The following is an 11,808-nucleotide window of genomic DNA, read 5'->3' on the forward strand; positions in this document are numbered from 1 at the left end:
GTACAGCTTGCAGCACCGCAAAATCGCCGCCTAGATATCAAACCCAGACGAGGCCAACCCTCCACTAAATCCGCAGCCCGGCTGTCTCAAAACTTCTGACGACGTACACATCAAAGAGGTTGCGACCGTGACCGCGACATGGCGGGACACCGCCAAGGCGGTGTGCGCCCGCGCCACCGAGATCACCCGTATGGCCAGCGCCTTCGAGCACGACGACCTCAAGCGGGCGTTGATCCTATGACGCTAGGACGGGTGGCAAGTGGGGGACACAAATGAATAAGCAAGAAGATGATCTTTCGAATGAAGCAACGGCGCTCGCAGACATCCTGAAGTGGTCCGCGGATCTGCCAGCCTGGCAGCGCGACACGCTGCGCCGCCTCTGTAACCAACCTAAACTGGAAGCCACGGATGTCGTGGAGTTGGCCGCGATCTGCAAGGGCCTCGATCAGGGCACCCCACTCGACGCCAGCCATATCCGCGATCCCGCCGCGAGCCATGCCGTGGTGACGCTCGGCGCCCTTTACGGTCTGTCCAACGTCAACGCCCTCGCTCCCGGCGAACGGCTGTCCTTCGGCAAAGCGGGCCTCACCATCATCTACGGCGACAACGGAGCCGGCAAATCCGGCTATGCCCGCGTCCTGAAGCAGCTCTGCCGGGCGCGCTCGCCAAAGGGCGACGCGATCCTGCCAAACATCTACGCCGCCACGAGCGGCGCGCCAGCCGCCAGCGTCGAGTTCTTCATCGGCGCCCAAAAACGCAATGCCGCTTGGACGCAGGGCAGCTCGCCAGACGCCATGCTGTCCGCCGTCAGCGTCTTCGACTCGCGCACGGCCAATATCCATGTCGAGAACACCAACGACCTCGCGTATACGCCGCTGCCGCTACGCATCCTCGCGGGCCTCGCGCAAGTCTGCCAGGACGTGAAGAGCAAGCTGGCCGCCGAAATCAAGGCCCTCCAGGAGCAAACGCCCACCATCCTGACGACGCCGGACTGCAAGCAGAACACTCCGGTCGGCAAGCTGATCGCCGGTCTCTCGGGCAAGACGAAGCCAGAAACCGTCGAGAAACTCGCCGGCCTCACCGCCGAGGACGAGACGCGCCTTCAAACGCTCACCGCCGATTTGTCGAGCGATCCGGCTCGCACAATCCGCCAAGACCACCGCCGGCGTTCCCTTCTTCCAGGTCAGGCTGATCAACAAGCCGAACGAACCAGTGGGAAAGGTCCTCAGCGAAGGCGAGCATCGCTGCGTCGCGCTCGCCGCCTTTCTCGCCGAGCTATCGACCATCGATGCGCAATCGGCGATCGTGTTCGACGATCCGGTGTCGTCACTCGATCACTTGCATCGAGACAAGGTCGCCGCCCGTCTGGCAGAAGCTGGCCAGACTCGCCAGGTGATCGTCTTCACCCACGACATGGCGTTTCTGCTCTTGCTCGACGAAGCCTGCCGGACGACAAAGGATCGAGAAGCGACGCCTGTGGCGTATCGCCTGATCAGCCGCGGCACCGAAAATGCTGGTTACTGCCATCAGGATCCCCCGGCCAACGTCATGCCGCTCGACAAGGTCATTGACGGCATGAGAGCGCACCTCGCAAACGTCAAGATCCACCATGAACGCGGCGACCAGGCGAGATGGCTGCGCGAGGTCACGTCGTTCCAGGATCAACTTCGAACCACGTGGGAGCGCGCCGTCGAGGAGGCCGTCGGGCCGGTGATCCGCCGCTTGTCACGCAAGGTCGACACCACGGGACTGATCAAACTCACCGTACTAACGGATGGCGACTGCACCGCGATGCGGTTAGCGTTTGGGCGTTGTTCCGCCCTTCTTCACAGCCAGCCGGGAGAGCTCAATCCGCGGCTACCCGAACCGACGGCCATCGAAGCTGAGATTGATGCACTGGAGAAGTGGATTGCAGATATCCGGGCCCGGCAGGAGAAAGCCGCATAATTATGCTTCTCGCCAAGCCGGTCGATATCGATCGGTGTGCAAGGGAATGTCGGGCGTCGCCGCGCGCGTGTAGAAGTGATCGCCTACACCGAACCGCCCAGCGCCTTCAGCATTATTGCGGTATCCCAGGCGAAGTTTCGCCACTCAACGGGTTGGTCTGCCGCGATCCGGATCACCTGACACATCGGCATGTCAATCAGCGCTCCGGTCGATCTTGCGGTGGCCCGCATTGTTACGGTGCAGACGACGATATCGTCGCCGCATGTGTGGAAGACGGGGTCTGTCGGTTTGATATCGACCCAAGTCTCGACGAACGAGTCGATCCAGCGCCCGAACTCTTCGCGGCCTCTCCATTGGCCTCCATAGGGCAGGGAATCCGGCTGGTGTAGAACGATGTCGGGATGCAACGTTTCGAGCAGTGCAGCTCTATCGGCTGGCAATCCCGAAGCAGAGTAACGGGCTTCCGCCTCATAGAAACGCATCAGAGCGCGAAGTGCCGGTGTTTGTGCATCCATAATTCTAGCATAGACATTCGCCAGATATCTCGGCCACCCGTTTCCTGCGGTTAAACTCATTCGGCGTCCGATTTCCGCGCGCTTGTGCGCGGCCAAATTCTCGGGATGCAGGAAGTCCGGGGCCGCTATTCGGCGGCCACGGCATAGGTCGCCTCGCCTCGCCGCCCTCCGCTTCGGACGGCTGGGCGCGGCGCCTTGGCGCGGTGATTGTTGAAGATGCTCAAATCGATCTTCCACCCATTCGGTGGGAATCTGGCTGCGCGATCCCCGATGGATGCGTGGTGGCCATCGCCAGTATCAGGGGTGGCAAAAACGAAGTGCCGAGCTCCGCCACGAGCCCTCCTGTAGTGATCGCGCCGTTCGCCAAATCTGATCCACGCGGATCTGGGACCCTTGAAGCGCTTTCGATGGCGAAATGCCATCCTACGTCATAGCCTCTTTCAAGGACTGCCCAAGACTTATCAAATTCCCCTCGCTGTCGTGAAACCAGCAGCCAAGTTCCGCTGATCCCTTGCTGGGATAGTTGCCGGCGACGTGCGCTATGCCATCGATGGTCTTTAGCCGGCCGCTTTCATACTCGAGAAAGTTGACGCCGCGACGCTTGAGCTCATCGACGACGGAGCGGACGTCGTCAACGGTGATCGCGAGCTGTGTAAAGTCTCCGGCCGATCGGCCGCTTGAGAGGAATATCGAAAACTCACTCGCACCGATACAATAGCGCAGGCCACCGGGGCGTTCCTCCGTTGGCCTCACGCCGAGCTTTTCCAGATACCATCGTCGCGCGCGGTCGAGATCCTGTGCCGGGAGGCGCGTTGCTGCGCTGAGGTATTTCTCTTCCACGGCCAACATCATTCCTCCGCCCGATGTACAGGAAGCCCCTCGATTTGCTCCAGCAGCATCGCAATCTTGGCGGGCTCCGTGAGCATCGCGTCATGTCCCGCCGGCCGTGCGTCAATCATCTCAATCCCAAGAGCCATGGCGTGCTCCGCCTGTTCGGGAATGAGATCTGAAGTCCGAATGTACGCCCTTGGCAAACGGTTGAGAGCCCTCGCAGAGAAGTGGAGGGATTGCGCAAACGTGCGCCACGGTTGCCCCACCAAACGACTGGCCAAGATCACTGCCATCTCCCTATCGAACGATCCAAGTTTCTCGATAGGGATCATCGGAGCGATGCGGTCCTCGACGACCAGCGCTTCGATATCATGTATCGGCGCGAGATCGGCGAAGGATCGCCCATTCGCGCCCACAAAGGCGTCGAGATACACGATCCGCTCTATCCTATCCGGCACACGGTCTGCCACCCCTGTAATCACAAGCCCTCCATAGCTGTGGCCCACCAGCGTTACATCGCGAATGTCCTCTCGAATTATGAGATTGTGCACGTCCTCGATATGGGCATCGAGATCGACGTGAGCGCAAGGTTCGTCGATTGCCATGCCGGATAGTGTCGGCGCCCAAGTTCTGTGACCTCGATCGTCAGCAAGTTGTCGAACCGTCGCCCAACACCAACCGCCGTGCCAAGCACCGTGGACAAACACGAACCGCCGAGATCTGCTCGCGTAAGACATCCTCACCACAATAGGTCGACAAGACGCAGCTTCAAATTGGCTTGCCGCGTCTCACCGACGCCTCCATCGCGGCCCACGGCTGCCGCCCGTCAAGAACGCGAGCCTATCCCCGGCCGCGCGGCCCCCTTCGCAAGCAGCGCCGCGATCGATCATTTCTATACCCGGGTATAGTTGCAATATACCCCTATGGGTATGTATGAAACCCGCGGCGCGCATTGAAGACCAGCAATAATTCACGCTCCGGAATCCAGCCCTGCAAAGGCTGGATTTTTCATTGGCACAGCAAGGGATCGCTATGAACCCGCGACCTAGCGGTCAGGCCGACGATTGCGACAGCAGACGCTCGACGTCTGCACTCGTCTATCGCCGGCTCGGCCACGCTCAGGGCGACGACACGATTGTCGAGAGCCGCGCGAACCACTTCGCGCTGCTTTGATGCGTGCCGCCTCCTGAGCCAGGCATCAGGAGGCAGGAATGACCTACCAATTTTTCAGCGCACGCCTGCGCGGCGCCAGCTCATCGGAGATCCGCCCGCGTCTCGCACTGGCGCGCCGGCGTCTCGGGTGCGGGTGGCGCCAACAACCAAGCTGAGCGCTGCGCTCCATGCGGCGGGCGCCACGGTCGCTCGCCGTCGATACCTAACCCCATACATCAACGCCCATTGGGAAGGCGCTCCTCGTGCTGGCAGACCCGGAAAATCAACGCGACAATCACGCGCGCGCCGCAGTGCTCGATGAAGCGCATATCGGCGACATCAAGGGCGCATTCGGCTCGATCCAACGCGGCGACGAACTGCCGCGCGCGAGCCTCAAAGCCCGCCTCACGACCCTACTGGCTATCATTGGGCCGGGTCTGATCGTCATGGTCGGCGACAACGATGCCGGCGCCTTCGGTACCTACACGCAGGCTGGCCAAGTCTATGGCACGCGCCTGTTGTGGGTACTGCTGGTTCTCGTACCTGTGCTCTACGTCAATCAGGAGATGGTGCTGCGGCTCGGCGTGGTGACCGGCGTCGGTCACGCGCGGCTCATTCTCGAACGCTTCGGCAAGTTCTGGGGCGCCTTCAGCGTCATCGACCTCTTCATCCTGAACGCCCTCACCATCGTCACCGAGTTCATCGGCATCAGTCTGGGCATGGATTACCTGGGCATCCCGAAGATGTTCGGCGTGCCGATCTCCGCGGTACTGATTGTCGCCGCAGCCAGCACAGGGTCGTTCAAGCGTTTTGAGCAAGTCTGCATGGCGCTGGTGGCGGGATCGCTCCTGCTCGTGCCGATCTTTGTGATGGCTCACCCAAGCGGCGGACAGATGCTGCACGATTTCGTCGTTCCCGGCCTGCCGAAGGGCTCGGACCTGTCGGCCGTGGTGCTGCTGATCATCGCCATCATCGGCACCACCATCGCGCCTTGGCAGCTCTTCTTCCAGCAGTCCTACCTGATCGACAAGCGCATCACGCCGCGCTTCATGAACTATGAGCGCACCGACCTGTGGATCGGCATCGCCATCGTGATCATAGGCGCTGCGGCGATCATCGCCTTCACCGCCGCGACCTTCGCCGGCCATCCGGAATTCGGCAATTTCACCGACGCCGAAGGGGTCGCCCAGGGGCTGCAGAAGTATGTTGGCCACGTCGCCGGCGTGCTCTTCGCACTGGCCCTGATTGACGCCTCGATCATCGGCGCCGCGGCTGTGGGGCTTGCGACATCTTATGCCCTGGGCGACGTGCTGGGGCTGAAGCACTCGCTGCATCGTAAGATCTCCGATGCAAAGGGCTTCTACGCCGTCTTTGCCGGTATCCTGTTCGTATCGGCGATTGTCGTTCTGGTCCCCGGTAGTCCGCTAGGCCTGCTGACCGTCGGCGTGCAAGTGTTGGCCGGCGTTCTGTTGCCCTCGGCGACAGTGTTCCTGCTGCTCCTCTGCAACGACACCGAGGTGGTGGGTCCGTGGGTGAATGGACTCTTCGCCAACCTCTTCACATCCGCAGTCATCGCCGTCTTGGTCGTGCTGTCCCTGGTGCTGACCGCCAGCGTGCTGTTCCCCGACATCAGCGCCCAAACCATCATCCTGATCCTGGAGATCGGCGCAGCGGTTTCCGCGGTCAGCGCCGCAGCTTTCTTCACCTACCGGCGCCTGCATCCCGCGGCGCCCAAGGTCGCCGTCGACACCAGCCTCCGCGCTACCTGGCGGATGGCCCCGCTGGCGCTCCTTAAGGCGCCGCAGCTCTCCGCCGAGGTGCGGATCGGTCTGACTGTCCTCCGCACCTATCTGTTGATCGCGATGATCCTGGTGATCGTTCGTGTCGTGGAGGTTGCCCTTGGCCACTGACCCTGCCGTCACCAGCCTTCTCGCCAAGGCATTCCACCGGGCTCATCCTGTTGAAGAGGTTTGCCATGACTCCTAACGCCACCGATGCCCCTCATGCGCCCGTCCACGAGACGGTCTCCCTGGTCTCCATGTTCAAGCATGGCGTCGTGGACGCCAACGGCGCCCCGGCCGGCCGCCTGGAAGACGTTGTCGCCGTCTTGCGGGACAATGACTATCCACTGCTGAAAGGCCTCCTGGTCGGCAGCGGCCCGGTATTCGTGCCGATGGCGGACGTCATCGAGATCAAGCCCGATGGCGCTGTGCGGATCGCGGCGGGAGAACGACGACCCTTCTCACAAGAGGCTGGGGAAACGCTGCTGAAGGCCGAGATGCTCGGCCGGCGTCTGGTCGATCTGCCGCGCGGCGTGTTGGTCAAGGCGCACGACGTGCGCTTCGACGCAACCCCGTCGGGTTGGCGCATGGTCAGCGTGGACGTGCACAAGCATAGCTGGCTGCACTTCGGCTCGCATGAGCACCACCCGGCCCGGGACTGGCACGACTTCCTGCCGCTCACCCGCGACGCAGCGCAGGCCAGATCTACATCATCGCTCGGCCGCATCGAGGCGCTGAAGCCGGCTCAGATCGCCGATATTATTGAACGCGCTCCGAGCCAAGAGCAGGATGTCTTGCTGGCTTTGGTGCATACGGATCCCAGCCTGGAAGCCAATGTCTTCGAGGAGTTGGACGATGACAAGCAGGCGCAACTGCTGAAATCGCGCAACGACGACGAGGTGGCCGACGTACTGTCGCGCATGCGCGCCGACGACGCGGCCGACGCGATCATGGAGTTGCCGCAGGAACGCCGACAGAACGTGCTCGATCGTCTCCCGACGGCGACGAAGATGAAGGTCAGCATGCTGCTCGGCTTTAATTCGGCGACGGCGGGCGGCCTGATGGGCGCCGATTTCCTCGCCGTGCCGGAGGATCGCACGATCGGCGATGCGCTTGAGCAACTGCGAACACTGACAACCGTGCAGCCCGAGGCCTTGGTGACGATTCACAGCCTGAATGCGGACGGCGCCTTGGCCGGAACGCTAAGCGTTGTGCGCGCCCTGCAACTTAGTCCCTCGACGTTACTTCGCGACGCAGTCGACGCGCGCGCAATCGTCGCATCGCCTGATGACGACATCATTGCGGTCACCACGCGGATGGCTGACTTCAACTTGTTGAGCTTGCCGGTTGTTGATGCCGAGGGGAAATTGCTGGGGTTGGTGACCGTAGACGACGCGCTGGAAGCCGCCATCCCGCAGGACTGGGCCCGGCGCGAGGGGGCAAGTGGCTCGCCGCAACGCCGACTGGGATGATGTCCGACACCCACGGATTCCAGCCCAACGAGACGACCATCCTCGTCTTCCTCCATGCTGCGGGCCACCGCCCTACATGAATGGCTCATGACCCCCACTGTCGCCCAGGACGTATCCACACGCACCCGCGAACCCCAGCATTGGGCGGCGCTCGGCGCGCTAGGCATCGTCTATGGCGATCTCGGCACCAGCCCGCTCTACACTCTCCAGACCGTCGTCCAAGCAACCGGCGGACATTTCACGACCGCCAGCGCGCTAGGCATCCTGTCGCTGCTCGTCTGGACCCTGATCATCACCATTTCGATCAAATATTGTCTGTTCGTCATGCGCGCCGACAACCATGGGGAAGGCGGAATCCTTGCCCTGATGTCGCTGGTCGGCGCCAACAGATTCAAAGGGACCGCCAAAATCCTGGCCGTCATGGGCCTGCTCGGCGCGGCCTTGCTCTATGGCGACGGCGTCATCACGCCGGCCATCTCGGTGCTCAGCGCGCTCGAAGGTGTCAATGTCGTGACGGGTTCGCTCAAGCCCTTCGTCATGCCGGCGGCCGTCGCCATCCTGATTGTCTTCTTCGCAGCCCAGCGGTTCGGCACGGCTAGAATTGGCGCCGCCTTCGGCCCGATCATGCTGCTCTGGTTTCTTGTTATCGCGGTCCTTGGGCTCACCGGGATCGTTCGCAATCCCAGCGTCCTCACCGCCCTCGATCCGCGTCACGCAATCGGCTTCCTGGCCCATAGCGGAGGAAACGGGATGCTGGTGCTCGGCGGCGTCTTCCTCTGCATCACCGGGGGCGAGGCGCTTTACGCCGACATGGGACACTTCGGGCCCGGCCCCATACGCCTGTCCTGGTACGCGATCGTGCTGCCGTCGCTGCTGCTCAGCTACGCCGGACAGACCGCCTTGCTCATCCAGAAGGGTACGATCGAAGGCAATCCGTTCTTTCAGCTTTGCCCCACATGGGGAGTCTATCCGCTTGTGTTCCTGGCGATGATTGCCACCATCATCGCCAGCCAGTCGATCATCACGGGTTCGTTCTCGATGACACGGCAGGCGATGCAACTCGGCTGGCTGCCCGGCTTTCATATTCGCCAGACGTCCGACAAAGTTTACGGCCAGATCTACGTGCCCGTCGTAAACTGGATGATGATGGTAGCGACCATCGGGATCACCATCGCCTTCGGCAGTTCCGACAGGCTTGCCGGCGCCTACGGCACGGCGGTGTCGACAACGATGCTGCTGACCACCTGCCTGCTCTTCACGGCTATGCGGAAAACATGGCGTTGGCCGCTCGCGGTTTCGATCCTAATCGCCGGACTCTTCCTGATCGTCGATGTCGGGTTCTTTGGCGCCAATCTGCTGAAGATCGCCGAAGGCGGCTGGCTGCCCCTGACCTTCGGCGCGCTCGTCTTCTTCCTGATGCTGACCTGGCGGTCGGGGATCGATGCGGTTCGCGAGAGCCTGGCGCAAGCGTCGGAAGCACCCGAAAGATTTGTCGCTGACTTGGCCGCCGGCAAGGTGCCCCGTGTCCCCGGCACGGCGATCTTCCTGACCCGGACCTATCAGAAAATCCCGCCGCTGCTGATCGACCACGTCAAACACATGGGCGCCCTCCATCAGTCGGTAATCGCCTTGACGATTCTGTTCGAGGAATCGCCGCGCATCGATGATGAGGAGCGCTGTGGCGTAGAAAAGATTGCCGACGGGATCTGGCGCGTGACGATGCGCTTTGGCTTCGTCGAAATACCAGACCTCACCGCCGCTCTGAAGCGGGTTAAGGGTCTCGATCCGTCGATCGATCTCGATCACGCCATTTATTTCGCGACACGCGATATTATCGTTGCAAGGGCCGGAAGCTCGCTGTTTGCGCATTGGCGTCTTCCAGTGTTCGCCTTTCTTTATCGCAATGCCGTAAAGGTGGTTGATCGCTTCAGCTTGCCGCCCGACCGCGTCGTGGAAATCGCGCGGCAGATCGAGTTGTAAGTCATCCCCGTCAAGTGCTCAGACAAGACAGTCCCGCCGTCGATGCAGCGAAGAAGGAGGTGGACACACCTCTATTCTGCTAAGCTTGCGGCATGACACAGTCGCGCTCTCCCCTCTGGCCAGGCGTGCCACTGGCGCTCATATCGGCAGTGCTCTTCGGTGCCTCGGCGCCATTCGCGAAGCTCTTGCTCGGCTCGATGCCGCCGCAGCTCCTCGCCGGACTGCTCTATCTCGGGGCCGGCATCGGTCTGGTGGCCATCATCGCTAGCAGAGCAGCCTTCGGCGCTCCGGCTCCGGAGGCGCCCCTACGGCGCCATGACCTCCCCTGGCTCGCGGCCGTCGTCCTATGCGGCGGGGTAGCCGGACCGCTCCTCTTGATGTTGGGGTTGGCGCGTACGTCCGCCGCCTCCGGGTCCCTACTACTGAACTTGGAAGGGCTCGCGACCATGGCGATCGCGTGGGTCGTGTTCCGGGAAAACGTGGATCGGCGGCTAATGCTGGGCGCCTTCGCCATCCTTGCGGGAGCGGCGATCCTCGCGTGGAATGGAACAGGTGTACGCATCGACGCGGGCGGTGCCTTTATCGCCGTCGCGTGCCTAGCGTGGGGCATCGACAATAATCTGACGCGCAAACTGTCTTTGGCCGATCCGGTGATCACGGCGGCCATCAAGGGTATCGCGGCCGGCAGTACGAACGTCGCCTTGGCGATGGTGCTTGGCGCGCATCTGCCGACGCCGACCACGATCGCGGCCGCGGCCGCCGTCGGCTTCCTCGGCGTCGGTGTAAGCCTCGTTCTTTTCATGCTTGCGCTTCGCAACCTCGGAGCCGCACGCACCGGCGCCTACTTCTCGCTGGCGCCTTTCATTGGGGCGATCATCGCCGTGGTTCTGCTAGGCGAGCCTTTGACGATCCAATTGATCGCCGCCGGAATGCTGATGATGGTGGGGCTCTGGCTTCACCTCGCGGAGCGGCATGAGCATGAGCATCTACACGATGCCCTAGCGCACGAGCATGTGCACGTGCACGACGAGCACCACCAACATGAGCATGATGGTCTGGTAACAGAACCGCATTCGCATTGGCATCGGCACGCACCCTTGCGCCACGGTCACGCCCATTACCCCGACCTGCATCATCGGCATACGCACGTCCAGGCAAAATGACTGTTCCCGACGACAGTCATCGGCGGTGAGACTTGGGTCTGGCCGGGAAGGCTGCGGCGATGTCCGGGGCGAAAACCCATAAGAGGAAGAGGGCTGCGCCGGTCTTCGCGGCGGGTTGAAAGCCGAGAGAGAGTCTTTCGGCGCCCGTCGCGGAGTAAGTCCCGATGGCCAGTGCCGTTCAGAAGATCACCCTGTCGTCCTCGCGCGACATCCCCCTCAACAAGCTCATCCTCTCCCAGTCGAATGTCCGGCGCGTGAAGGCCGGCGTCTCGATCGAGGATCTCGCGGCGGATATCGCCCGTCGCGGCTGCCTGCTCCAGAGCCTCAATGTCCGCCCGGTTCTTGATGAGGAGGGCGTCGAGACAGGTATGTTCGAAGTGCCTGCCGGTGGCCGGCGCTTCCAGGCGTTGCAGCTCCTCGTCAAGCAGAAGCGCCTTACCAAGACCGCGCCCGTGCCCTGCGTAGTCCGCGATCCCTCCACCAAGATCCTCGCCGAGGACGACTCGCTGGCTGAGAACGTCCAGCGCGTGCCGCTACACCCGCTCGATCAATTCCGCGCCTTCCAGACCCTGCGCGACAAGGGCCTATGCGACGAAGACATCGCGGCCGCCTATTTCGTCGGCGTCAATGTCGTCAAGCAGCGCCTGCGCATCGCCGCGGTGTCGGAGAAGCTTCTCGACATCTATGCCGAGGATGGCATGTCGCTCGAGCAGCTCATGGCGTTCACCGTGACAACGGACCATGCGCGCCAGCTCCAGGTCTGGGACGCGCTCCAGCGGTCCTACAGCCAGGAGCCTTATCAGATCCGGCGCATGCTGACGGAGAAAACCGTCCGCGCGTCGGATCGCCGCGTGCTGTTCGTCGGCATCGGCGCCTACGAGAACGCGGGCGGTGTCGTCATGCGCGATCTCTTCCAGCAGGACGACGGTGGCTGGCTTGAAAATATCGGGCTTCTCGAAACCTGTAC

11 protein-coding genes and 2 pseudogenes are annotated in these 11,808 nt (G+C 62.3%); 7 read left to right on the forward strand and 6 right to left on the reverse strand.

Going from position 1 to position 11,808, the window contains the following annotated elements; all coding sequences use genetic code 11:
- Positions 1-30: 30 nt before the first annotated feature.
- The 3 genes and pseudogenes from OR37_RS22450 to OR37_RS22285 all read right to left on the reverse strand — a co-directional run.
- Positions 31-108, reverse strand: a pseudogene (locus tag OR37_RS22450) (hypothetical protein); the annotation flags it as partial.
- Between the two features lie 110 nt (positions 109-218).
- Positions 219-842 carry a hypothetical protein gene (locus OR37_RS22280; protein ID WP_235046610.1) on the reverse strand — a complete coding sequence of 208 codons (624 nt, stop codon included), beginning with the start codon at positions 840-842 and terminating at the stop codon, positions 219-221.
- A gap of 39 nt (positions 843-881) precedes the next feature.
- Positions 882-1,196 carry a hypothetical protein gene (locus tag OR37_RS22285; protein ID WP_235046611.1) on the reverse strand — a complete coding sequence of 105 codons (315 nt, stop codon included), beginning with the start codon at positions 1,194-1,196 and terminating at the stop codon, positions 882-884.
- 16 nt (positions 1,197-1,212) lie between these two features.
- On the opposite strand from OR37_RS22285, the pseudogene OR37_RS22290 reads away from it, so the two are divergent.
- Positions 1,213-1,410, forward strand: a pseudogene (locus OR37_RS22290) (AAA family ATPase); the annotation flags it as partial.
- Between the two features lie 138 nt (positions 1,411-1,548).
- Positions 1,549-1,947, forward strand: a complete 399-nt coding sequence (locus OR37_RS22295) for a hypothetical protein (protein ID WP_235046612.1) — start codon at positions 1,549-1,551, stop codon at positions 1,945-1,947.
- An 83-nt stretch (positions 1,948-2,030) separates the two neighbouring features.
- Here OR37_RS22295 and OR37_RS20140 read toward each other — a convergent pair whose 3' ends face one another.
- The 3 genes from OR37_RS20140 to OR37_RS20150 all read right to left on the reverse strand — a co-directional run bounded on the left by OR37_RS20140 (position 2,031) and on the right by OR37_RS20150 (position 4,030).
- A complete protein-coding gene (locus OR37_RS20140; protein WP_049795436.1) occupies positions 2,031-2,429 on the reverse strand; it encodes a nuclear transport factor 2 family protein in 399 nt (132 codons plus the stop codon).
- 456 nt (positions 2,430-2,885) lie between these two features.
- Positions 2,886-3,314, reverse strand: a complete 429-nt coding sequence (locus OR37_RS20145) for a VOC family protein (RefSeq protein WP_106404419.1) — start codon at positions 3,312-3,314, stop codon at positions 2,886-2,888.
- Positions 3,311-4,030 carry an alpha/beta fold hydrolase gene (locus OR37_RS20150; RefSeq protein WP_004624783.1) on the reverse strand — a complete coding sequence of 240 codons (720 nt, stop codon included), beginning with the start codon at positions 4,028-4,030 and terminating at the stop codon, positions 3,311-3,313. Before OR37_RS20150 ends, OR37_RS20145 begins: the two co-directional genes overlap by 4 nt.
- A 678-nt stretch (positions 4,031-4,708) precedes the next feature.
- Between OR37_RS20150 and OR37_RS20155 the strand changes: the two genes are divergently transcribed.
- From OR37_RS20155 to OR37_RS20175, 5 genes are all read left to right on the forward strand, one after another.
- The gene (locus OR37_RS20155) at positions 4,709-6,355 is read left to right on the forward strand and encodes an Nramp family divalent metal transporter (protein ID WP_004624787.1); all 1,647 of its coding nucleotides are present in this window, start codon (positions 4,709-4,711) and stop codon (positions 6,353-6,355) included.
- Positions 6,356-6,420: 65 nt separating this feature from the next.
- On the forward strand, positions 6,421-7,698 hold the full coding sequence (locus OR37_RS20160) for a magnesium transporter MgtE N-terminal domain-containing protein (RefSeq protein ID WP_004624788.1): 1,278 nt from the start codon (positions 6,421-6,423) through the stop codon (positions 7,696-7,698).
- Between the two features lie 87 nt (positions 7,699-7,785).
- Positions 7,786-9,678, forward strand: coding sequence for a potassium transporter Kup (locus OR37_RS20165; protein ID WP_426258871.1), 1,893 nt, complete (start codon positions 7,786-7,788; stop codon positions 9,676-9,678).
- A gap of 92 nt (positions 9,679-9,770) precedes the next feature.
- A complete protein-coding gene (locus OR37_RS20170; protein ID WP_012047163.1) occupies positions 9,771-10,841 on the forward strand; it encodes a DMT family transporter in 1,071 nt (356 codons plus the stop codon).
- A 164-nt stretch (positions 10,842-11,005) separates the two neighbouring features.
- Positions 11,006-11,808: ParB/RepB/Spo0J family partition protein (locus tag OR37_RS20175; RefSeq protein WP_004624794.1), on the forward strand; the 803-nt coding region annotated here is incomplete at its 3' end.

It is taken from the genome of Caulobacter vibrioides OR37 (genome assembly GCF_000372645.1).
Classification (GTDB): Bacteria; Pseudomonadota; Alphaproteobacteria; order Caulobacterales; family Caulobacteraceae; genus Caulobacter; species Caulobacter vibrioides_E.

Coding starts and splice junctions, on each gene's coding strand:
- OR37_RS20140 (WP_049795436.1), bottom strand. CDS start 2,429: ATGCGTTTCTATGAGGCGGAAGCCCGTTACTCTGCTTCGGGATTGCCA.
- OR37_RS22295 (WP_235046612.1), top strand. CDS start 1,549: ATGCCGCTCGACAAGGTCATTGACGGCATGAGAGCGCACCTCGCAAAC.
- OR37_RS20145 (WP_106404419.1), bottom strand. CDS start 3,314: ATGATGTTGGCCGTGGAAGAGAAATACCTCAGCGCAGCAACGCGCCTC.
- OR37_RS20165 (WP_426258871.1), top strand. CDS start 7,786: ATGACCCCCACTGTCGCCCAGGACGTATCCACACGCACCCGCGAACCC.
- OR37_RS20160 (WP_004624788.1), top strand. CDS start 6,421: ATGACTCCTAACGCCACCGATGCCCCTCATGCGCCCGTCCACGAGACG.
- OR37_RS22280 (WP_235046610.1), bottom strand. CDS start 842: ATGGATATTGGCCGTGCGCGAGTCGAAGACGCTGACGGCGGACAGCAT.
- OR37_RS20150 (WP_004624783.1), bottom strand. CDS start 4,030: ATGTCTTACGCGAGCAGATCTCGGCGGTTCGTGTTTGTCCACGGTGCT.
- OR37_RS20170 (WP_012047163.1), top strand. CDS start 9,771: ATGACACAGTCGCGCTCTCCCCTCTGGCCAGGCGTGCCACTGGCGCTC.